Below are 22,301 nucleotides of genomic sequence, written 5' to 3'. Positions count from 1 at the left end.
TATTCCACTTGCGGGCTACGCTACCTCAGGCAATCTGCGGCGACAACACCAAGCTGCTCGTTTCTTTTCATCCTTACGGATTGTCCGGTCGGGTCGGCGCTACACCTATAGCGAGCAGCCGCCCGGGTGATCGCGGAGAACATCATGCCAGAGATCAAGATCCTCAGCGAAGTCGCCGGCCGCATCTGCTCGCTACCGCTCGCAACCGGCGATTCCGTGAACGAAGGCGACGAAGTGGCATTCGTCGAAGCCATGAAGATGGAAATTCCCGTCGCCTCTCCCACAGCCGGCAAGATCAAATCGATTCTTGTCGCGATCGATGACGTGGTGGCGGAAGGACAGCTGCTCGGTACCGTCGAGACATGAGCAGAAATGCCGTGATGACTCGGACGGCCTCGCAGATGTGCTGCGACATTCTGTCTGAGAGGGCTTCCAATCCAATCGCCTGGCGAACGGCTCAAGACATTGCCACCGCCTGACGGCGATGACATGATCGCCGAACAATAAAAAGCAATTCGCAAAGCGAATGCATTGGGAGGGAAACATGCTTCACCGGCTCATCGCGCTGGCGTCGGTTGCTGTGCTCGGCAGCAGCAGCGCTGTCTGCGCACAAGACGTCAAACTTCCACCAACCATGGCGGTCACCGCCTACGACACCGGCACCGCCGGCTTCAACATCGCCGTCGCGGTCGGCAAGATGATGAAGGACAAATATTCGACCGATGTCCGTGTGCTTCCGGCCGGCAATGACGTCGCACGTCTCGCACCATTGCGCGCTGGTCGCGCGGTGGCTTCGGCCATGGGTTCAGGATCGTATTTCGCGCAAGAAGGCGTGTTCGAATTCGGCGCCAAGGAATGGGGCCCGCAGCCGCTGCAGGTTTTGCTTGGCACCACAGACTGCAATGGCGGTTCGGTCGGCGTCGCCAAGGACACCGGCATCACCCAGATCAAGGAACTGCGCGGGAAGCGTCTCGGCTTTGTGGTCGGATCCCCTGCACTCAATCAGAATGCGCTCGCCATCATCGCCTTCGCCGGTCTCACCCAGAAGGACGTCAAGGTCGTCGAATTCGCCAGCTACGGCGCCATGTGGAAGGGCATCATCAACAATGATGCAGATGCCGGCTTCGCAACGACGATTACAGGCCCTGCCCGCGAACTGGAAAACTCGCCGCGCGGCATCATCTGGCCGCCGCTGCCGCATGCAGACAAGGAAGGTTGGGCGCGCGTTCAAAAGGTTGGCGCATTCTTCACGCCAATGATGGCGACCTGCGGCGCAGGCATTTCGGCGGACAAGCCGATCGAGATGGGCACCTACCCTTATCCGATCTTCGTGACCTATGGCTCGCAATCGCCGGACGCGATCTATCCGATCGTCAAGGCGATGATCGTGAATTACGACGCGTACAAGGATGGCGCACCGGGTGCAGGCGGTCTCGCTGCCAATCGCCAGACGATGAAATGGGTCGTACCGTTCCATCCCGGCGCCGTGAAGGCGATGAAGGAGGCCGGTAACTGGACCGATGAAGACCAGAAGCACAATGACGGCCTGTTCAAGCGACAGGACGTGCTGAAGGCCGCATGGGCGGATTACGCCAAGGCCAATCCCTCACTGGGCGAGAAGGACTTTCTCGAAGGGTGGATGACGGCGCGTGCCGCAGCTCTCGCCAAGGCCAACATGCCGAACGGCTTCGAATAAGCCTGCGCTGACGGGCGCGCGGACCTCTCAAGATATTCCGGGATTTTTCATGTCTAACATCTCCTCCCCGGACTTGACGTCCGCGTCGCCCTCCGTCCCAAAACGGATCGAATTCGAAGATCCGCATGCTGGCATCGGCAACATGCAGGAGGCGGAGGTCACCCGCGTCCGCGTGCTGCGCGGAGGTTGGCGCTGGGCCCTGATCGCAGCCACGGCCGCGACGATCCTGCTGTGTATCAACCAGCAATTCACGCTGCGCTTCTTCGTCGATTACACGCAGCTCAACACCGAATATTTCTATCTGCTCATCGCACTGATGTTGCCGTTCACATTCCTGATTTTTCCGAACTCGGAAAAATCGCCGCTCAATCGCATCCCCTGGTATGACCTCGTCCTGTTTGTCGCGACATTCTGTGCGGCGATCTGGCTGATGCTGAACATCCGCAAGGCCGCGATGGCGGGCTGGGAATCCGACGGCGCGCCGACCAATGTGATTGCCGCCGGCCTCGTAATGTGGGCCGTGTTGATGGAAGCGCTGCGCCGCACCGGCGGCTGGAGCCTCCTGCTGAGTGTCTTCCCCTTTACGGTGTATCCGCTGTTTGCCGAATCCAGTTGGCTCGGACCATTTCGTGGATCGCAACTGACGCTCGACCAGACTACCGCCTATCACGTGCTGTCAGGCGAGAGCCTGCTCGGCATCCCGATCCAGGCCTTTGCCGATACGGTCATCGGCTTCCTCGTCTTTGGCACCGCGCTGATGATGACTGGCGCAGGCAAGTTCTTCATCAACATTGCTTTCGCGCTCTGCGGGACCTTCCGCGGTGGCGCCGCCAAAGTCTGCATCTTTGCATCCGGTCTGCTCGGCATGATGTCCGGCTCGATTATCTCCAACGTGCTGACCGCCGGCACCATGACGATCCCCGTCATGAAGAAGAGCGGATTTCGCGCGTCCTATGCTGCTGCCATCGAGGCCTGCGCTTCCACGGGCGCGGTGCTGGCACCGCCCGTGATGGGCGCAACCGCCTTCGTCATCGCCCAGTTCCTGAATGTCAGCTACGCCGACGTAGCGCTGGCTGCCATTATTCCGGCTGTGCTGTTCTATGTCGGCCTGTTCATGCAGGTGGACGCCTACGCTGCACGTCACAAGCTCGAAGGCATCCCGCGCTCGGAGCTGCCGAAGATCAAGGATACGATCAAGGACGGCTGGTATTATATCTTTGTTATCGCCCTGCTGATCGTGATGCTGCTGTATTTCAAACGCGAAAGCCATGCGCCGTTCTACGCCACCGCGCTCCTGCTGGTGCTGAACCAGCTGTTCTCCAAGGACACCCGTTGGACCATGGGCACGATCTCGAAGTTCCTCGAGGTCAATGGTCGCACCTTCGTCGAACTGATCGGTATCCTTGCCGGCTGTGGACTGTTGATCGGCGCCTTCTCCATGACCGGCGTCGTCTCCAGCCTCGCCAATGACCTGCTGCGCATCGCCGGCGGCGATGCCTTCCTGCTGCTGCTGATGTGCGCCCTCACCAGCTTGATCCTCGGGCTCGGACTTACCACCACGGCCTGCTACATCTTCCTTGCGATCCTGGTCGCCCCCGCGCTGGAGAAACTCGGCCTCAATCGCATGGCCGTGCATATGTTCATCTTCTATTGGGGAATGCTGTCGTCGATCACGCCACCAGTGGCCATCGCATCATTTGCAGCGGCGGGTATCGCAGGCTCACCGGCGATGAAGACCGGCTGGGAGAGCATGTGGGTTGGCAGCATCATCTACTTCATCCCGTTCTTCTTTGTCATGAACCCGGCTCTCGTGCTGCAGGGCGACGCCCCCTATCTCACGGGCCTCGGTCTGATGACGCTGGCCGGCATTGGGACGCTGTTCATCTGCGGCGGCATTCAGGGCTATCAGGCTTTCGTCGGCGATCTCAGCCGGGCCGGCACCATGGAGTGGCCGCTACGCATATTGCTGGTCATTGGCGGCTTCATGCTGGCCACGCCAGGCGGCGGCATCAATCCGCTGTCACAGTGGCAGATCACGGGGCTAGCGCTCTGCGTACTGGCACCAACGATCCTGGCGGCGCTGGCGCTGATCAAGCGTAGCCCGACGCGGCTGGCGGTGTCATGAGATGGTGGCGTTAGCAGCGTAGCGATGGCAGCTAGAAGAACTCTTCCGGGCAGGGATCGACGATCTTCCAGAGATCCGTGCCGTTCTTGATCTTCTTCATCTCGGGGGTGAGACCGCCGTTGCGCGCGAGCCAGGCTTTCACCGGCGGCGGATAATAGGCCATCAGGTCCGAGGTGCCCTCGTAGCTGATCACCTTCATGCCGAAGGTGAAGGCCTTGTCGTAATAGGCCTGATGGAAGCCCAAGCTGGCGCGCGGCGTCACGCAGACCTTGTTCATCGGCACGATGCCGAACACCAAGGTGCAGGCCGAATTGCAGATGCCGTCGATGATAACCCGCTCCTTGCGGTCGCGGATGCGCTCATACTTGGCCTTGTATTCCTCGACATAGCCGCCGTGGTCCCGGGTGATGCGCAAATCAGCCTTGGCCGGGGCCACAGATAGCACCAGCAGGGACGTCAGGACAGGCAGCAGCGAAAGACGCATCGCGTGATGAAACCGGTAAGGGACCCCAAGCCAACGCCCGTTCCGGCATCAGCACACCGCCCGACTCTCGCCGGACAGTGCTAGTATTCCGTTAAGCATCGGCTTTGAGCGAAAAAAAGGCAGGGACCGGCCCTGCCTCACTCTCTGCCCCACCGGCCTAGCCGTTCAGGAACATCCGGTAGACCGGATTTTGCGTTTCGTCCTCATAGGGATAGCCGAGGGACGTCAGCCGCTGCGTCAGGGTCGGCCGATCAGCCTGGGGGACTTCAATCCCAACCAGCACCCGGCCGTAGTCCGCGCCGTGGTTACGGTAGTGGAACAGCGTGATGTTCCAGTCCGCGCCCATCTGGTCGAGGAATTTCAGCAAGGCGCCCGGACGCTCCGGGAACTCGAAGCGCAGGATAACCTCGTCCCGCAAAGCCGGCGGTGCTCGCCCGCCAACCATATAGCGGATGTGCAGCTTGGCGGTCTCGTCCGCGCTGATGTCCAGCACCTTGTAACCAAGCGCCCGCAATTGCCCGATCAGCTCGCCCTTGTCGTTCTTGGCGTCGCTCAGCTTCAGGCCAACGAAGACATTGGCTTCCTTCGCATCGGCGTAGCGATAGTTGAACTCGGTAATGTTGTGATTGCCGATGGTCTGGATGAAGCGGCGATAGCTGCCGGGCTCCTCTGGAATAGTGACGCCCAACAGGATCTCGCGAGCCTCACCGACCTCGGCACGCTCTGCGACGTGCCGCAGGCGATCGAAATTCATGTTGGCGCCGCTGTTGATGGCAACCAGCGCACCGGTGCGCGTGGGATTGTTCGCGGCATAGCTCTTCAGTCCCGCCAGCGCCAAGGCGCCGGCCGGCTCCGCGATCACGCGCATATCCTCGAAAATATCCTTGATGGCAGCGCACATCTCGTCGGTGTCGGCCGTGATCACGTCGTCGAGCAATTCGCGGCAGAGACGGAATGTTTCGACGCCGGCCTGGCGCACAGCGACACCGTCGGCGAACAAACCAACGCGATTGAGGACGACCCGCTCGCCTGCATCTATCGCGGCTTTCATCGACGCGGCATCGACTGGCTCGACACCGATGACCTTGGTCTCCGGGCGCAGGAACTTGATGAAGGACGCAACGCCAGCCGCAAGCCCGCCGCCGCCGATCGGCACGAACACCGCCTCGATCGGATCGGGATGTTGCTGCAGGATTTCCATGCCGATGGTGCCCTGCCCCGCGATCACGTCGGGATCGTCATAGGGATGCACGAAGGTCAGCTTCTGCTCGGCCTCGAGCTTGCGCGCATGCGCCGCGGCCTCATCGAACGTGTCGCCGAACAGCACGGCATTGCCGCCCCAATATCTGACTGCATCGATCTTGATCGGCGGCGTGGTCACCGGCATCACGATGGTTGCCTTGATCCCGAGCCGCTGTGCCGACAGCGCCACGCCCTGCGCATGATTGCCAGCCGACGCGCAAATCACGCCGGCCGCGCGCTGCTCCGCGGACAGCCCCGCAATGCGGTTGTAGGCCCCCCGAATCTTGAACGAGAACACTGGCTGCAAATCCTCGCGCTTGAGCAGCACGGGGCTACCCATACGCGCGGTCAGCCGAACCATCGGGTCCAGCGGCGTCTGGATCGCGACGTCATAGACGCGGCTGTCCAGGATTTTGCGAACATAGTCAGTCACGAGAGGTCCTTGAGCGTGTAGGCGCACCGACAGAGCACAGAGCTGCTTGCCGGCGGCTTGTCGGGGCAGATGGGCACCGAAATGACCGAGAAATCAAGCCCCGTTTGCGGCTAGACACCTGTGCGGATGGGCACGATTTCCCATATCGGCGTTAACGATGGCGTACCGGTCTCCGCGTATGTTGGCTTGTGGATCCGGACCATTAAAATCAGCGGCGCCCACCCCATGCAAATATCGCCAACGGAACAAGCAGCACCATCACGCCCCCAAAGCGATCGCACGCGCCAGGTCTGGATTGATTTTGCGCGCGGCATAGGCGTCATTCTCGTGGTCTATGGCCACGTGCTCGGCGGCTTGATACCGCCGCATTTGTTTCCTGACGGGCCGCTCGCGCAATGGATGAGCTATACGCTCTATACCTTCCACATGCCGCTGTTCTTCTTTCTCGCGGGCCTGAACGTACAGCACAGCCTCGCACGCGGCGTTCGGCCGTTCCTCGCCAGCAAGGCATGGACGATCGCCTATCCCTATGTGCTTTGGTCGCTGATCCAGGGAAGCGTGATTATGCTGATATCGCGCAACGCGAATATTCCAATCACCACCAGCGACCTCGCGGCAATCTGGTATCGGCCGATAGCACAATTCTGGTTTCTATATGCCCTGATGATTTGCCACGTACTGGCAGTGCTCATTCCCAATCGCACCATCATGATTGTCGTCGCGCTCGCTGGCCTGATCATATTCATGCTGTTGCCGATCCGGCCGGATCTTGCGCTCACCATGCATCACCTGCCGTTCTATGTCGCAGGTCTCTACGCAACACACATCGTGATGACGTGGCAGCCTCACGGGCGAACGGGCTGGACCATGTTGACCGTGATGGCCGCCGCTTTCGCTGCGGCCGTTGCCATTGGAGGACAGCTCTCCGGCTTCGATGCAAATGGCATAGCATCGCTTCCGGCATGTATTCTCGGTATCGCCAGCGTGGTGCTACTTTGCAAGTTGCTCAACGAAACACGGCATCGCTGGCTGGCACTCGTCGGCGTCCTGTCCATGACGATCTATGTGCTGCACATCATGGCGGGATCCGGAACGCGGATCATCATGCAGATTCTGCACGTGCCGCCCATGCCGTGGGTCTATCTCCTCGCAGATACCGCCGCCGGCGTGATCTTGCCCATGTTCGCCCATGTCGTGTTGCAGCGGCTGAACCTGCTGGCGCCACTCGGGCTGGCGCCACCACCGGGGCGCAAACCCGCAGCCGCTCCGCTTGTCAGCCAGGCGGCCCGATCGGACTAAACTCTGCCTGTCCGGATTCCGGTCCGCGCCTGCTCCAGGGGCATCGCGGCATCCTCGGCAGATCTGACCGTCTGGTCGCGCGGACAGGCCATCGCGAAGATCATCCAGAACAGCGCGGATATCTCACCTGACGAGATACTGGTCAGGGGCAAGTGAATCAGGATACCGCCGAGCGAGAGAGCGCCGAGCACCACGCCTTCTTTGGTCGGCATCCGCCATGCCGCAGAAGTGCTCCAGACCCCGACCCAGATATAGGCCGCCAAACAAAGTAATCCGACGGGAATGCCGAGCGTGAGCCAGCTCGCGATGATCTGACCATCGACCGGCATGGTGCCCGCGACACCGATATCGGTGAAGCTGAAGCCGGATCCCACCACCATGCTATCGGGCGTATTCCACAACGTTACGAACTCCTCGAGACGTTCGTTGCCGCTGCCGTCTTCGGAGCCGCTGCCCAGCGATTGCAGACGATCGGTGATTACCTCTCCAAAGGGTGTGAACAGGACTGCGGCCATGGCTGCGCCGACGATGCCAAGTCCGGTCGCAAGCGCCCGCCGCCGCGTGGATTGAAACGCCATGCAGAACACCACGGCCACCGCGAGCGCGATCCAGCCGGTCCGATACAGCGACAGCAACAGGCCCAGGGCCGCTGGCGCCAGAGCAATCAAGGACTGCCAGCCCGGTCTCAGAAAGCCCAGCAAGAGCAGTCCCGTTGCGGTGAAGGTCGCGTAAGTGGCGGGCCCGTTCATCGTGCTGAAGACGCGCACCATATAGGGCAGCGGATACCCTGCCGAGAGGATCGAGGCGTAGTTCATCCAGAACCGATCCCAACTCGGCGGATCGACATATTGCCAGATGCCGTAGAGACCTGTCAGCGGCAGCACCACCAGAAAGATACGCGCCATGGCATTGACGAGTTCGCCATCGGACCGTGCGCGCTGCTGCAAAGCGATGCCGTAAAGCACAGGTGCGGTCCACTTCAACGCACCCGTCGCCGCGCTCATCCAGTCATTCTGAAAAATCGACAGCATGGCACCGTAAGCGATGCAGGCCAGCACGATCGCCGGCGCGATCAGCCAGGGATCGCGCAACTGCTCGCGGGACGACAGCAACGTCCACAGGCTCGGTAACGGCATCAGGATAAACAGCAGCGGCCCGATCAGCATGATGCTGGACGCATCGTAGCCCACCGACACATCGACCACGCGCCGCACGAATGGCGCGAAGGCAAACAGCAGGATGGCCGACTGGATATGGCCCGCAGTGCTGCGTCGCCAGGCCAGCCATCCGGCAGCGGCGCAGCCGACCACGAAGAGCGGCCGCGACAAACCGCCCAGCGCAGGGCCAACCGCTGCCGTAACGATCAGAAGCAGCGCAATCGGCAGCCACCCGGACAGGACGAAATCCGCCGGACCGGATGTGAGTCGGCCTTGATTCATAAAAGCAGACTATAGCGTTCTCCGGTCGCAAAGAAGCCGCCGGAGCCCGAGCGTGCCAGTCACAACATCGGCGAAGTCGCGCGACGGCAATTGCTTATCCTCCACCACCAGGCCCGTATCGGCCAGGTCAGAGGTCAGACCGCTGCCACCTGTCCGGTTCCGGCACCGATCTGCACGCGGCAATGTGGACCGATCGATTGGCGCATATCTGGCCGCCCGTTCTGCGCAGTGCCGGGACGTCGAGCAAAATCGCGCCCCTCCGTCGGGCGGGGCTAGCTTTTGCGACTTTCGCCGCTATGGTGCCGCCGTCGCACTCGTAGCTCAGCTGGATAGAGCATCGGATTTCGATTCCGAGGGTCGGGCGTTCGAATCGCTCCGAGTGCACCATCACGGGCGTCATTAAACGCCTGTAACTTCCCGATCTGTCCTTGGCGTTCACACTGCCGCAAACATATTTCCTGGCATCGACCTGGACCGACCGCAAGACATCGAATTGCGCAGATGACGGATTGAGGAGGAGTCGCGTAACCGCAGCACGAGCCTTCGAATGATTGGTCGTCAGCTGGCGCGTTCATGACTACGGTGCTCCGCACAAGTCCTTCAACAGCCAAAGGATACAATTTTAAATTGAAGTAACTTGTGACCATTCCGTTAACGCGCATCCCAACAACCCGCGTCCGGAACCCGCCGTGCTGTTGCGCCACTGAGCCAAATGAGGCTGTGCACCGCGGGCCTTTCAAAATAGCATCGCATGCCTGCCGAACAGCAAAGAGCCCGCCGTCAACGGTATTTACCAGCCGTTACCACCATCCGATTTAAAATCACCGGCGCCAAGGAAGCGTCGATGATCCCTGAAAACCGAAATACTGGCCGCGTCGCGTTCGAGCGCGGTTTCCCCGTCTGGCTAATGGCCATTGACGGCACATGGCGCCGCAGCTGCCGCATCATGGACGTGTCTGAGACGGGCGCGCGCCTTATCGTCGAGAGTTCGATCGAGGGTATCAATCTCAAGGAGTTCTTCCTGTTGCTATCGTCCACCGGGCTGGCGTTTCGGCGCTGCGAGCTGGCCTGGGTCAACGGCGAGGAGATCGGCGCGACATTTCTGCGCCAGGGCGCCAAGAAGAAAGCCACCCGGCCGGCTGACGCTGAATCCTGAGCTCCTGCGGCGATCTCTGGAACCGACCGCCGCCTTGTTGCGCTGACCTGCCCACCTTTGCGGCAGGAACAATCTCCCGCGCCAGACCTTGTCCTCCCGTCAACAGTTGGGTGCGTTTGTCCGTTTCTGCCCGGGAGGCCACCGTGAAGAACTTTTCCCATGCCGCGTTTCCGCCTGATACGATTTCGGTGATGAAACAGGCCCTTGACGGAGCCGTGTCAACGCTGCCGCATCCCGTCAACTCCGCTCACGTGCAATCCATCGCCGAAAGCATCCTGCGCACCACACGCGAGGGTGAACGCGATCCGACAATGCTCCAGACCATGGCGCTGCTGGAATTGCAGATTTCCCATCGAGACTGACGGTCACCAATCATCACGACCTCGTGGACAACGAAAGTTGGGCTTGCTGCATTGCAACCAGATGCCATATTCCGTTTTATCGCCTCAAGACGGAGATTGCCGCATGCCCTACGCGCTGTTTTCCAATTCGATCAAAGTCAGCAAGGCCTTTCCCAGCAAATCGGATGTTTGGCAGCATGCCGCCGAGAGTGGTCTGGTGATGGAGGTCGGTCTTGGCGAGGAAGATCCCCCTCGTCGTCTTCTCGATATGGGCTATGCGATCCACGCATGCGCCGCCGACCCGATTGAGAAATCAGACGCCACGGGCTTGAGCGAGAACGACATGTGGCAGATGATTACCGCCTGTCAGCTCAATCAGCGCTCCGCAGCCGCCGCATCGTAAATTCGATCTCGCCGTCTGGTAGCTCGCGCCAGCGTTCGACTTCACTCATGTAAGCTTGCTTCGGAAATCGCTTCAAAAACGCCCGCGCCGTCTTGCGGGCGTTCTCGCGTGACTGTGTGAAGGTTTCTCGCACATAGCCGTCATCGATTGCGCGCTTCTGGCGCGCGGCCATTCTGTCAGCCAGATCACGCGGCGTTCCCGGCATTACTGCTACTCCGGACACAAGCAACGCCAGACAGATTGGCACGGATCGATCATGGATCAAGCGCCATGTTTCATGACGCGACAGGCGAGCGCTCAGAAGAAAGGGCGCCCCGATTGCTCGGCACGCCCTTTCCCTGTTCTCGCTGAACCAGGCGCCGAGACGCCCTTGCGAAGCTCAAAGAATGAGCCTAGCGGGCGGCCTCAGCGAGGTGACAGCGCTTGGAATTAGACACTGGACCACCTCCTTTCATTGTTTGTGACACCTTGAGTATAGGAAAGATTCGCACCGTGTTAAGAGGCGCGATCGAAACGAGCCATGCAATCTCGCACAGGGTGCACGAGCCACCGGACCCTGGTGCCTCGTGCCTGCACACGAGCGTGCCGGATTACTCTTCGTGATCTTCATCGCCTGCGAACTCGTCTTCAACCTGCCACCATCATCACAGGCTTGGCGATTCCGACGCTCGGCCCGTCGCCGACGCTCGACATATATGGCGCGATGGTAATCATCCTCGCGGCGATCTCGTTGATCGCCACGCTCGCATCGATCCGCCAAGCGCCCTGAGTCAGGTCATGCTGCCCGGCATGAAGCAACGGATCAGTGTGCCGGACGCCCCTTGTATCGGCCACACCATGGTGCGACCCACGCGGTTCGGCACCGTGATAACAGCCTCATCGGGCACATCGAGCCATGCCCCGTCGATCCTTACCTTGTAGTGCCCGCTGTTGGATTCCCAATCGACATCGCTGACGGCGCTACCGTCTGCGTCGGAGCAACACGGCCCCTTGCCGCTGCGCAGACTATCAAACCAGGCCTTCAGATCGGGGCTGCTGTTCGCGAATTGCCCGCGATCGCGCGCAGCAACCGATTGCAGCAACGGTATCGATAGCAGCAATGCAAGGCATACGGTTGGCGCTCCCAGCTTCAACCAGCCGGCGCGACGCTTGCGGCGTCGATGGTGAGAGTTATTACCTTGCGAACACGGCGCACCAGCGCCGGAAGACATCCAGTCGCTCATTTGCTTGCTCCAGCCCCCGGCCGGCACAATGATGTTCAGCTATGTCGCGGGCAAAGAGCCCGCCTCTTCCGTATCGTTCACGCCAAGCGAGTACACGACTTACGAAAAGCAACTGCGGCCTATCATTGCGGCAGAAGCTCGGCAGAACGATAATCGATTCTCGTTCTGCTCCGTAAATTCTCGTCGCACTGCAGCGAATTTGTGGTGATAACTCTGCGATACCACGAGATCAAAATACCATCATAAAGAAGGTTACCACCGCACTCGAACAGAGCGCAATGACGCACGTTTGCTGCGTTGACGCTGGCAGGTGGTGTTTGCCATACTTGCACGTGCGCAACCAAGGGACGGGTTGTGTCACCGGGACAGTATGAAAAACGCACTTTATTCGATCCATGTCGACCTGCAGGATGGTCGCTCGGGCAAAGGCAGTGGCGTTGTCGTGTTTCGCAATGGCGAAATTCTCGGCGGCGACGCCTACCTTTTCTATGTCGGAAGTTATGTCGTGAATCCCGGAACCGACACCTTCAAGGGCGAAGTCTCGGTCATGCAGCACACACCGAGCCCGAATATGAGCCCGCTGTTTGGCGGCCAGTCCCAACCTGTGGGCATTGGCGTATCCGGTACATTCACCGACACCGCGGCGACGATGAACGGCACAGCCCTGGTCGGCAAGAACAGCCTGATTTTTCGCGCCACATTGCGCAAGCTTGCCGACGCCGAATAGGCCTACTCAGCGGCCAACTCCAGCGGCGCAACGCGCGGCAAGATGATCTGGATACGCGTTCCCTGCCCGGGGGCGGACTGCAGATGCAGACGACCACCGAGGCGGCTGGTAACGATGCTGTAGACGATGTGCAGGCCGAGCCCCGTGCCGCCCTGGTCCCGGCGCGTCGTGAAGAACGGGTCGAAAGCGCGCCGCCGGACCTCCGGGCTCATGCCGACGCCGTTATCCGCGAATAGAATTTCCACGTGATCGTTGCCGGCTTCCTGCACCTTGATCTCGACCGAGCCACCATTGCCATCGGGAAATGCATGAGCGACGGAATTCAGGAACAGATTGGTCAGTACCTGGCCATACGGGCCCGGATAGCTGTTCATCGTTAGTCCCGGCTTGCAATCGACCGAGAGCGCCAGCTTCTGTTTTCGTAATCCCGGCTTCAAACTCATCACCACCTGTTCGGTGAGATCGGCGAGATCAAAAACGCGCTGGTCTGAATAATTACGGTCAGCGGAAACCTGCTTGAACGACTGGATCAGTTCAGCGGCGCGATTGAGATTGGCGACCAATTGCGCCGCCGCGTCGCGGTTGGAATCGATGAACTCCATCAGAGTGGAGCGACGCAGCTCACCGCGCGCGACCTCCTCGCCGAACAGCGCAATCTTGCGTTCCAGCGACGAAGCCACCGTCAGGCTGATGCCGACGGGATTGTTGACCTCATGGGCCACGCCGGCAACCAGCCGCCCAAGCGCGGCGAGCTTCTCGGCTTCGATCAGCGAATTCTGCGTCTCACGCAGATTGCGCAGTGCCGTTTCGGCAGCGTCCTTGGCCTTGAGCATCTCCTGCTCACTGCGCTTGCGCTGGCCGATATCGAGCGCCACGGTCACGATATTCTGGATATCACCATCCGCCGTCAGCAGAGGCAGCTTGTTGACCAGCCACTGCCGCATGACGCCGGCGGCGTCCTGGTATTCTTCCTCATAGAAGCCGATGCCCTTCCGCGTCTCGAGTACCTTCTTGTCGGGCGAATCCGTCTTTGATGCGCCAAAGCGCTTCATCAATTCGCCGGTGGTCTTCCCGAGTGCCTCGCCGGGCTCGATGCCGAAAATCCCCGCCATGTAACGATTCATCAGGACATAGCGCAGATCGGTGTCCTTCACATTGATCACGGCCGGGACGGTGTCGATGACCTGTTGCAGCAGGCGGCGACCTTCCTTGATCGCTGCTTCGGCATGTTTCTGGTTGGTGATGTCGCGGACTGTTCCCTCATAGCGCACGACGACGCCATTCTCGTCGCGGACCGCCGTGGCGCTGTCGGACAGCCAGAGGATCGTGTCGTGCCGTTGGCGGACCTGATACTCGAATTCGCGCACCATGCCGTCGCTTTCCATGCGCTGTTGATACTCGGCGCGCGCGACGGGATCGACATAGATGTTGCGCGAGATATCCAGCGTGGCGCGGATCAGGTCTTCCGGTGAGTCATACCCCATCATCCGCGCCAGTGCCGGATTGGCATTGAGCAGTGCGCCCGCCGGCGTCGTCACATAGATGCCGTCGATGGAGCCCTCGAACAGCTTGCGATAGCTTTCTTCTGCGAGCCGTTGTTCCGCCAGCGCATGCACTGCAGCCTCGCGTGCGGCATCCGCATCGACCAGCGTCTTGCGAAACACTTCCGCAGCACGGGCGATATCGCCAATTTCATTTTCCAGGTCCATGGCCGGGATCGGCGTATACTTGGCACCGCCGGCCAGCGAGCGGATGGAGCGGGCAATCGCCTTCAGCGGCTTCACGATGCGCCGAACGACGAATAGCGCCGCCAGTAGCCCAACCAGAACGCCGGCCGTGCCAAGGATGATGCTTTGCCACCTTGCCTCGGTCAGTGTGCGCGCGAACTCACGCGACAGCACCCGGCCACGACGGGCGCTGAGTTCGCGCAACAATTCGGTCACCCGCCCGATCAAGCGTCCTTCCGCTCCAAGCACGTCCCTGTCGAGATCAGCGATCTGGCTTTCGGTCTCCGAGATCGAAATGATTGCATCGGTATACGCATTGGCAGCAACACGAAGCGCAGGCGTGCTGATCGGCAGCGCGCGCATGCGCTGCGCGGCCTGTTCGGCCCCGACCGGATCGCGCGCGAGCAAAGCCGCGGCAATCTCGTTCTGCGCGCGGAACATGGCCTTGGCAGCGTTCGAATTCGTCACATCCGGAATTGCGCTCTCGAACTGCTCGCGGAGCGGCGGGAGCGTAGCCAGCATAGCGGAGCGATGTGCAATGAGCGACGAGATGCGTTCGATCCCTTCGCGATACTTGGTCAGCCGCGCATCGACACCGTCGATCATATCGCGCTGCTCGGGCGCAAGCTCGATGCGGGTCTTCTTCAGGAGATCGCCGAGCGCCGTGGCAGCCTGCGAGACCTTTTCCGGCTGTGCGTCGGGATCGGTGACGAAATCGCGTGCAGCCAACCGCAGGCTGATGAGGCGGCGGTCGATGTTTTCGGCCAGATCGCCGACGGTCTGCAGCCGCTCAAGCTCGGCGAAGGTATTGTCGATATGACGGATCGCGACCACGCTGGCGATGCTGGTGATCAGGATCACGGTCAGCACCAGCAGGAACCCGCTGAAGGTCAGCTGGCCAATCGAGAGCGAGGACGATCGGACCCGCTGAAAGAATGCCGCGATGGCAGAGGACATGGTTGTGGGACCGGGCTTCAGAGCGTCCCAATATATGCTGACTTCAGCCGCGGGGGGAACATGCTGGACGGCCCGGTCGGGCCGAACCGTCCAGCATGGTGTTTATTTCGGCCTGATCGCGTCGGCCGTCCCCTGGATGAAGGCCTGGATCTTGACCACATCCGCCTCGGTTAGCTTGCCGGTAAAATCCGGCATGCCCTTGTCCTTGAACGGCCCGTTGAAGACGATGTCCTTCAGGTTGGTGATGGTCTCGGTGGACACGTAACCGAGATTGGGAACATTGCCGCCCTTGTCCACGCCGGGCACGCCGTGACAGGTCGCACAAGCGTTGACATAGATTGAGGTGCCCTCCGGCACGTGAGCGGGATCGTACTTCACGCCAGTCAGCAGATTGCCGATCTGATATTTGGTGAAGGCCGGCAACGGCGCCTTGCCGCCGATGGCAAAAGTATAGACCGTGCCGGGCGCATCACGATCCGTAGCGCGCTGCGTGATGCCGAACACTCCGCCCCATCCGACCGCCACCGAGACATATTGCACGCCATCGACTGTATAGGTCGCCGGTGCTGCAACGACACCGGTGCCGACCGGCGTCTCCCAGAGCTTCTCGCCGGTCTTGGCATTATAGGCGATGAATCGGCCATCGGCAGAGCCCTGGAACACGAGATTGCCGGCCGTCGTGAGCGTGCCGCCATTCCAGGGGGCGATGTATTCAGCGCGCCAGGCTTCCTTCTGCTTGACCGGATCCCAGGCGATCAGGCGACCGAACGGCAGATTCTTCGGCGGCGTCGCATTGAGCGAGAAGCCGACATTCCAGCCGGTGGTTCCGCCGAACTTGTTCGACGCCTGCGCGTTCTGCACCAGTGTCTTCTCACCCGTGAGGTTCAAAGGCACGCCCTGCGCCGGCAAATAGACCAGCCCGGTTTGCGGATTGAACGACATCGGATGCCAATTATGGGCTCCGAACGGTCCGGGAATGCTGTCGAAGGATTTGTCCGGCGAGCGGGCTTCCGGCACCTCGATCGGACGACCACTGGCGTCATAGCCTGTGGCCCAGTTCACATCGACGAAGTTCTTCGCCGAGATGAATTTGCCGTTGGTGCGATCGATGACGAAGAAGAAGCCGTTCTTCGGCGCGTGCAGCACCACCTTGCGCGGTGCGCCATCGATGGTGAGATCGGCCAGGATCATCGGCTGCGTCGAGGTGTAGTCCCAGTTGTCGCCGGGCGTTTCCTGATAGTGCCAGAGATATTTCCCGGTATCGGCATTCAGCGCGACGATCGAGCCGAGATAGAGATTATCGCCGCCTCCCGGACTGCGCAGATTGCGATTCCACGGCGAGCCGTTGCCAGTGCCGATATAGACCATGTTCAGCTCGGGATCGAAGGTGATCGTATCCCAGGCCGAGCCGCCGCCGCCATTGACCCAGTATTTGCCGGCCGGATCCCACGTCTTCGCAGCGACAGCCATCGACTCGTCCTCGAATGGCTTGGCCGGATCGCCGGGCACCGTGAACCAGCGCCATGCCTGATTGCCGGTCTCAGCGTCATAGGCCGTAACGTAACCGCGCACGCCATATTCGGCGCCACCATTACCGATCACCACCTTGCCGTTGAACACGCGCGGCGCGCCGGTGATCGTATAGGACATCTTGCGGTCGATGACCGTGTCCTTCTCCCAGACCTTCGTGCCCGTTGCTGCATCCAGCGCGACCAGCCGGCCGTCATAGGCACCGACGAACACCTTGCCCTTGTAGAGCGCGACGCCGCGGTTCACCACGTCACAGCAACCACGATAGCCCTTTTCGCGATCCACCCCGGGATCGTAGCTCCAGATGCGCTTGCCGGTGCGGGTATCGACCGCATGCACGACGCTCCAGGGCGCAGATACATACATGATGCCGTCAACGACCAGCGGCGTCGCCTCAACGCCACGGATGGATTCCAGATTGTAGGTCCACATCAGGCCGATATCTTTGACATTCTCGGCTGTAATCTGATTGAGCTTGCTGAAGCGCGTCTCTGCATAATCGAGGCCATAAGTCGGCCAGTCCTTGGACGTCACCGTATTGGCCGTAATCGCAGTGCCGTCGATCGCCGAGGTGACGGCCTTGATATGATCGGGAGAGCCTTTGGTCTGCGCATGGGCGGCGCCGCCCAGCAATGTCACGCCGAGCGTCGCCGCGATGGATGTTCGGAGCCAACGGTGCAGTATTGTGTGTGAGTTGAGTGTCCCGTTGAAAAATGGACGCGAGGACGCGCCCCGACGAGCAAGCTGTCTCATGCATTTCACTCCCAATGGCCTCTGGCGGGCCTGTTGCGATGTTACCCGCGGGAGTTGAATCGTCAACAGATGAGAACAGTTCCAGATTTGTCTCTGTCGCCTTTTGCATCGCAAAGCTCGCAGAGATTCTTTGAACCATCCGGTGAGATACAAGCGATTGACCACGCTTGCCCGTCCCTCACCCGTCGCTATGATCGCCACCGACAGAGATGCGTGCAGCATCCACGATGCCGAGAGGGAGAACGCCATGAACATCACGCAAGGCTTGCGCCGTGCGCTGCAGACCGGCTCGCAAACAATTGCCACCATCGACGGCGATCGCCGCCGTACATGGCGCGAGGTTGGCGATCGTGTCGCACGGCTCGCGGCTGCGCTGCAAAAGTTTGATGTCAAGCATGGCGACCGCGTTGCCGTTCTGATGCTGAATTCGGATCGCTATCTCGAACTCTATCTGGGCATTGCCTGGGCCGGCGCTGTGATCGTGCCGACAAATACGCGTTGGAGCCAGGCGGAAATTCTCGACTCCCTGCTCGACTGCCGCGCCTCGGCGCTTGTCGTCGACAGCGCCTTCGCCGCCATGGGCGGCGAACTCGCCAGGGCCATGCCGCTAACATTGATCTATGCAGACGACGACAAGGGCCCGGCGGAAGCACACGACTATGAGGAAATGGTCGAGACCAGCCAGCCTGTTCCCGACGCGATGCGAGCACGCGAGGATCTTGCCGGCATTTTCTACACGGGCGGCACGACAGGCCGTTCGAAGGGGGTGATGCTGAGCCACGGCAATATCATGAGCAACTCGCTGCACATGATGAGCGAAGGGCTCCTGCCCTATGGCTCGATCTATATGAATGCCGCGCCGATGTTTCATGTCGCCAACGGCGGTGCAATGTTCACCTCGCTGGCGTCGGGTGGCACCAATGTCATCGTGCGGGTCTTCAATCCGGAATTAGTGATGCAGACCATCGCCCGCGAGAAAGTATCGGCCACGTTGATCGTCCCGACCATGATCCAGATGCTGGTCGATCACCCCACGTTTGCGACCGCCGACCTGTCATCCATGAAGATCATGATGTACGGCGCCTCGCCGATCAACGAAGCGCTGCTGAAGCGCGCAATCGCCGGCATGCCGGGCACTGAATTCCATCAGCTCTATGGCATGACCGAACTGTCACCGCTGGCGACGCATCTGCCGTGGGATCAGCATATTGGCGAGGAAGCGACCGCCAAGAACCGCCAACGCGCCTGCGGCCGCGCGGCAATCGGCTGCGAGGCGCGCATCGTCGATGCCAACCGCAAGCCTGTGCCGCATGGCGAGGTCGGCGAAGTCGCGGTGCGCGGTCAGAACGTGATGATGGGATATTGGGAACGGCCGGAGGAAACCGCCAAGGCCGTGATCGACGGCTGGATGCATACAGGCGACGGCGGCTACATGGACGACGACGGCTATATCTATCTGGTCGATCGGATGAAGGACATGATCATTTCCGGCGGCGAGAACGTCTATTCCACCGAAGTCGAGAACGTCATCGCGCAGCATCCCGCCGTCGCGCAATGCGCCGTGATCGGCATTCCCGATCCGCAATGGGGCGAGACCGTGCATGCCTTCGTTATCCCGAAGCCCGATGCGAGCGTCAGTGCCACCGAGATCATCGCCTTTTGCAAGGAGAAGATCGCCGGCTACAAATGCCCGCGCAGCGTGGATGTGCGCAACGAACCGTTCCCGCTGTCGGGTGCCGGCAAGGTGCTGAAGCGCGAGTTGCGACGGCCGTTCTGGGAGAATGGCGCAGCCGCGCCGCAGGCCAGGGCTGGATAGTTCAACGCGCTACGGCGCGCCGGTCAGTTCGAACACCTCACCGTCGTAACCGGCCTCGAGCGGGATCCGCAACTGACGCTTGTCGCCATCCCTGGTGACGGTCGGCGTCACGCTGACGATGGTGCTGCGCCTGGCATCGTCCAACGCGGCGGCGACGCTTTCCTGTTTGCCGAGCTTGATCAGATTGCGCGTGGTCGGAAATGGCAGCGTGAAGCGACCGGATGCGCCGCCTTCCAGCGCTTCGCGGGGCGACAGCCAGATCGAGTCCGTGGACTCCTTGCCGTCATGCATGCCGACCTGTTCAGGCGGCGCCTCGGCGAGGAAGAACCAGGTGTCGAAGCGCTTCTTCATGCCTTCCGGCGTGATCCAGTGCGCGTAGGGCACCAGCAGATCGAGCGCCAGCTCCAGATCATTCTCGGCGATGATATCGGCGAATTTGACCTTGCCCTCGTTCAAAGCATCGCGATGCTGATCGGCAATGGCGCTGGCCTTCGTCGCGGCGATCAGGTCCTTCGATCCACGCGGCCGCGCGAGCAGAATGCGGCTTTCTTCGAAGGTCTCGCGGATTGCGGCAATCCGAAATGCGAGCATATCCGGATCGAGGCCTTGGCCGCCGCTGAAGAGTTTCGGCCGTGTGCCAATGTCGTGATCTCCGGCATCGACGCTGCCGCCTGGAAACACCAGCGCGCCCGATGCGAATTCGATCTGATAGTGCCGCACCATCATGAAGACGTCGATGGCGTCGGTTGCACCCTTGCGCAGCAAAAGAATCGTGGAGGCAGGACGCACAACGCCGGGCTCGCTTGGCATTCAGTTTCTCCCTGATCGGCATTCTTGATGATGCTCGATCTGCAGGATGGGTAGAGCACTTGCGAAACCCATCACGTTAACGGCGAAGGCGATGGGTTTCGAGAACAAGCGCAGATGCGCTCGTTCTCTCTACCCATCCTACGAGACTAACCCGCAGCGCTCGACTGCGGGGCGATGTTGGCGCGCTTGTCGTAACGGGCCACGCGCGAGAGGAGATAATCGACCTCCGCCTTCGCCTGCGCTGATATCGCCAGACCCGGCTTGCGCTGGGCTGCGGACGCGATGATACCACGCTTCTGCAGCACATATTTGCGAACCGCGAGACCGATGCCGAGCTGCTGCTCGTAGCGGATCAGCGGCAGATGCGCGTCGAACAGGTCATGCGCCTTGTCGCGCTCGCCCTTCTTGGAAAGATTGACGACGTCGATCAGCAGCTCAGGGAAGGCATAACCCGTCATCGCGCCATCGGCGCCGCGCTCCATTTCGAAATCCAGGAACACGCCGCCATTGCCGGTGAGGATCGAGGTTTCGCGCAAGCTGCCGTCCTTCTGGAAGTTGCGCAGCGCGGTGATCTTCTCCAGACCAGGCCAGTCCTCGTGCTTGAGCATCACGCAGGACTTGGAGTCCATGATGATCTTGCGGATCACCGCAGGTGTCATCACCACGGTGAGGGTCAGCGGATAATCCTGCAGTACCCACGGCACGTCATCGCCAATGGCATCCACCGCCTGCTTGAAATAGTTGGTGATCTGGTCGTCGGTGCGCAGATGCGGCGGCGGGGCGATCATGACGCCGGCAGCGCCGGCATCCATCGACTTCAGCGCCAGCGAACGCATGGCGGCGAAACCGGGCGCGGAAACGCCGACGATGATCTGCATCTTGTCGCCGGCGCGCTTGATGAAGCGGGTGGCCACGGCCTCGGACTCGGCCCCCTCCAGCTTCGGCGCCTCGCCCATGATGCCGAGCACGGTCACACCGTTGCAGCCGACCTGGGCATAGAAGTCCGTCAGGCCATCGATCGATTTGTCGTCGATGCGGCCGTCCTCAAGGAACGGGGTCGGTGCGATGGCGAAGGTGCCGGTGGCTTTGGACGTCAGTTTCATCATGGGCCTCTGTGAATGGATGCCGGCAGTCTACCGGGAAATATCCCGTCTGTCCGCCCGAACAGGAGGTAAGTGCACCTCAAAAACGCCGCGCCCCGTGCTGGCCCGCCTCCTCCGAGAAGAAGATCTCGCCGGCATGGCTCACGATATCCTCAGCCTTCCAGCCGTCATGGGGCGGCTTCCAGCCTTCCATTTCCATCATCTTCATCTCGCGGACGCCGCGCGGGCCGGAGACGCCAAGCACCTTGCCCGTCTGGTTGCCGGAGAGGTCGCTGACCATGTAGAGCACCGCTGGCGCGATGCCGTCCGGGCCCAGCGCTGCGCCGGGATTTTCGATATAGCGCGGCAGATCCGCGGTCATCCGCGTCAGCGCGCCCGGCGACAGCGTCCACACGCGAATGTTGTATTTGCGGCCCTCGATGGCCAGCACATTGGACAGGCCCCAGATGCCGCCTTTCGCCGCGCCGTAATTGCTCTGGCCGAAATTGCCGATCAGGCCGGAGGTCGACGACGTATTGACGATGACGCCGCCGCCATTCTCCTTCATCCATTTGAAGGCCGGCTGGGTGACGCAGAAGGTGCCTTTGAGATGCACCTTCATGACCTTGTCCCACGCGGCTTCCGTGGCCTTGGCGAAGGTCTGGTCGAGCAGGATGCCGGCATTGTTGACGAGGATATCGACCTTGCCGAAGGCCTTGATGGCATCGTCGAACACGGACTGGCCACCGGCCATGGTCGAAATGTCGGAGCCATTGGCGACCGCCTTGCCACCGGCTTTGGTGATGGCATCGACGACCTGCTGCGCCATCGACAGATCAGAGCCGGAGCCATCGCGCGGGCCGCCGAGATCGTTGACCACGACGGATGCGCCTTCGCGCGCAAACAGTTTGGCGTAGGCTTCACCGAGGCCGCCACCGGCGCCTGTGATGATGGCTACCTTGCCGTCGAGAAGACCCATGACACGCTCCCTGTGTGGTTTTTGATTATTCTCTTTTTTGGTTTCTTCCGTCATTCCGGGGCGGGATCGACACCGCAGG

Annotated in this window: 19 protein-coding genes and 1 tRNA gene; 10 read left to right on the top strand and 10 right to left on the bottom strand. The window is 60.9% G+C overall.

Features of this window, described 5'->3' with window-relative positions:
- Positions 1–144 precede the first annotated feature (144 nt).
- The 3 genes from AC1RLZ_RS23690 to AC1RLZ_RS23680 all read left to right on the top strand — a co-directional run bounded on the left by AC1RLZ_RS23690 (position 145) and on the right by AC1RLZ_RS23680 (position 3,821).
- Positions 145–366: an acyl-CoA carboxylase biotin carboxyl carrier protein subunit gene (locus AC1RLZ_RS23690; RefSeq protein ID WP_371425001.1), complete on the top strand. Its 222-nt coding sequence runs from the start codon at positions 145–147 to the stop codon at positions 364–366.
- Between the two features lie 178 nt (positions 367–544).
- Positions 545–1,696, top strand: coding sequence for a TAXI family TRAP transporter solute-binding subunit (locus AC1RLZ_RS23685; protein WP_493190594.1), 1,152 nt, complete (start codon positions 545–547; stop codon positions 1,694–1,696).
- A 49-nt stretch (positions 1,697–1,745) separates the two neighbouring features.
- Positions 1,746–3,821 (top strand): TRAP transporter permease, encoded by a 2,076-nt coding sequence (locus AC1RLZ_RS23680; protein ID WP_493190593.1) that lies wholly within the window; start codon positions 1,746–1,748, stop codon positions 3,819–3,821.
- Positions 3,822–3,852: 31 nt separating this feature from the next.
- Here AC1RLZ_RS23680 and AC1RLZ_RS23675 read toward each other — a convergent pair whose 3' ends face one another.
- Together AC1RLZ_RS23675 and ilvA are read right to left on the bottom strand one after the other, a co-directional pair.
- On the bottom strand, positions 3,853–4,305 hold the full coding sequence (locus tag AC1RLZ_RS23675; protein WP_493190592.1) for a hypothetical protein: 453 nt from the start codon (positions 4,303–4,305) through the stop codon (positions 3,853–3,855).
- A 157-nt stretch (positions 4,306–4,462) separates the two neighbouring features.
- Positions 4,463–6,007, bottom strand: a complete 1,545-nt coding sequence (ilvA, locus tag AC1RLZ_RS23670) for a threonine ammonia-lyase, biosynthetic (RefSeq protein WP_493190591.1) — start codon at positions 6,005–6,007, stop codon at positions 4,463–4,465.
- Between the two features lie 99 nt (positions 6,008–6,106).
- Between ilvA and AC1RLZ_RS23665 the strand changes: the two genes are divergently transcribed.
- Positions 6,107–7,279, top strand: a complete 1,173-nt coding sequence (locus AC1RLZ_RS23665) for an acyltransferase family protein (protein WP_493190590.1) — start codon at positions 6,107–6,109, stop codon at positions 7,277–7,279.
- Here the strand turns inward: AC1RLZ_RS23665 and AC1RLZ_RS23660 are convergent.
- Positions 7,276–8,718, bottom strand: coding sequence for an O-antigen ligase family protein (locus AC1RLZ_RS23660; protein ID WP_493190589.1), 1,443 nt, complete (start codon positions 8,716–8,718; stop codon positions 7,276–7,278). The genes AC1RLZ_RS23665 and AC1RLZ_RS23660 overlap by 4 nt on opposite strands.
- Positions 8,719–9,028: 310 nt before the next feature.
- Between AC1RLZ_RS23660 and AC1RLZ_RS23655 the strand changes: the two genes are divergently transcribed.
- The 4 genes from AC1RLZ_RS23655 to AC1RLZ_RS23640 all read left to right on the top strand — a co-directional run bounded on the left by AC1RLZ_RS23655 (position 9,029) and on the right by AC1RLZ_RS23640 (position 10,618).
- A tRNA-Arg gene (locus tag AC1RLZ_RS23655) sits at positions 9,029–9,105 on the top strand.
- Between the two features lie 457 nt (positions 9,106–9,562).
- Positions 9,563–9,874 (top strand): PilZ domain-containing protein, encoded by a 312-nt coding sequence (locus AC1RLZ_RS23650; protein WP_371420596.1) that lies wholly within the window; start codon positions 9,563–9,565, stop codon positions 9,872–9,874.
- Between the two features lie 143 nt (positions 9,875–10,017).
- Complete coding sequence (locus AC1RLZ_RS23645; RefSeq protein WP_493190588.1) at positions 10,018–10,236, top strand: hypothetical protein; 219 nt, start codon at positions 10,018–10,020, stop codon at positions 10,234–10,236.
- A 103-nt stretch (positions 10,237–10,339) separates the two neighbouring features.
- Positions 10,340–10,618, top strand: a complete 279-nt coding sequence (locus AC1RLZ_RS23640; protein ID WP_493190587.1) for a hypothetical protein — start codon at positions 10,340–10,342, stop codon at positions 10,616–10,618.
- On the opposite strand, the gene AC1RLZ_RS23635 is transcribed toward AC1RLZ_RS23640, so the two are convergent.
- Together AC1RLZ_RS23635 and AC1RLZ_RS23630 are read right to left on the bottom strand one after the other, a co-directional pair.
- Positions 10,587–10,823 (bottom strand): hypothetical protein, encoded by a 237-nt coding sequence (locus AC1RLZ_RS23635; protein ID WP_493190586.1) that lies wholly within the window; start codon positions 10,821–10,823, stop codon positions 10,587–10,589. The two genes, AC1RLZ_RS23640 and AC1RLZ_RS23635, sit on opposite strands and share 32 nt — an antisense overlap.
- Positions 10,824–11,388: 565 nt before the next feature.
- Positions 11,389–11,841, bottom strand: coding sequence for a hypothetical protein (locus AC1RLZ_RS23630; RefSeq protein WP_493190585.1), 453 nt, complete (start codon positions 11,839–11,841; stop codon positions 11,389–11,391).
- Positions 11,842–12,211: 370 nt separating this feature from the next.
- Here AC1RLZ_RS23630 and AC1RLZ_RS23625 point away from each other — a divergent pair, with 370 nt between their 5' ends.
- Complete coding sequence (locus tag AC1RLZ_RS23625) at positions 12,212–12,568, top strand: GrlR family regulatory protein (RefSeq protein ID WP_371420587.1); 357 nt, start codon at positions 12,212–12,214, stop codon at positions 12,566–12,568.
- Between the two features lie 2 nt (positions 12,569–12,570).
- On the opposite strand, the gene AC1RLZ_RS23620 is transcribed toward AC1RLZ_RS23625, so the two are convergent.
- Both AC1RLZ_RS23620 and AC1RLZ_RS23615 read right to left on the bottom strand, forming a co-directional pair.
- Positions 12,571–15,252: a PAS domain S-box protein gene (locus AC1RLZ_RS23620; RefSeq protein WP_493190584.1), complete on the bottom strand. Its 2,682-nt coding sequence runs from the start codon at positions 15,250–15,252 to the stop codon at positions 12,571–12,573.
- Positions 15,253–15,354: 102 nt separating this feature from the next.
- Positions 15,355–17,535 carry a PQQ-dependent dehydrogenase, methanol/ethanol family gene (locus AC1RLZ_RS23615; protein WP_493190583.1) on the bottom strand — a complete coding sequence of 727 codons (2,181 nt, stop codon included), beginning with the start codon at positions 17,533–17,535 and terminating at the stop codon, positions 15,355–15,357.
- Between the two features lie 247 nt (positions 17,536–17,782).
- Here AC1RLZ_RS23615 and AC1RLZ_RS23610 point away from each other — a divergent pair, with 247 nt between their 5' ends.
- On the top strand, positions 17,783–19,351 hold the full coding sequence (locus tag AC1RLZ_RS23610; protein ID WP_493190582.1) for a long-chain-fatty-acid--CoA ligase: 1,569 nt from the start codon (positions 17,783–17,785) through the stop codon (positions 19,349–19,351).
- Between the two features lie 9 nt (positions 19,352–19,360).
- On the opposite strand, the gene AC1RLZ_RS23605 is transcribed toward AC1RLZ_RS23610, so the two are convergent.
- The 3 genes from AC1RLZ_RS23605 to AC1RLZ_RS23595 form a co-directional block, all read right to left on the bottom strand.
- Positions 19,361–20,161 (bottom strand): NUDIX hydrolase, encoded by an 801-nt coding sequence (locus AC1RLZ_RS23605; protein WP_493190581.1) that lies wholly within the window; start codon positions 20,159–20,161, stop codon positions 19,361–19,363.
- Between the two features lie 146 nt (positions 20,162–20,307).
- Positions 20,308–21,264, bottom strand: a complete 957-nt coding sequence (locus tag AC1RLZ_RS23600; RefSeq protein WP_493190580.1) for a dihydrodipicolinate synthase family protein — start codon at positions 21,262–21,264, stop codon at positions 20,308–20,310.
- 79 nt (positions 21,265–21,343) lie between these two features.
- Positions 21,344–22,222 (bottom strand): SDR family oxidoreductase, encoded by an 879-nt coding sequence (locus AC1RLZ_RS23595; protein WP_493190579.1) that lies wholly within the window; start codon positions 22,220–22,222, stop codon positions 21,344–21,346.
- Positions 22,223–22,301 lie beyond the last annotated feature (79 nt).

The organism is Tardiphaga sp. GW822-FHT04G09 (genome assembly GCF_058800725.1).
This window is presented reverse-complemented; position numbering and strand designations above follow the sequence as displayed.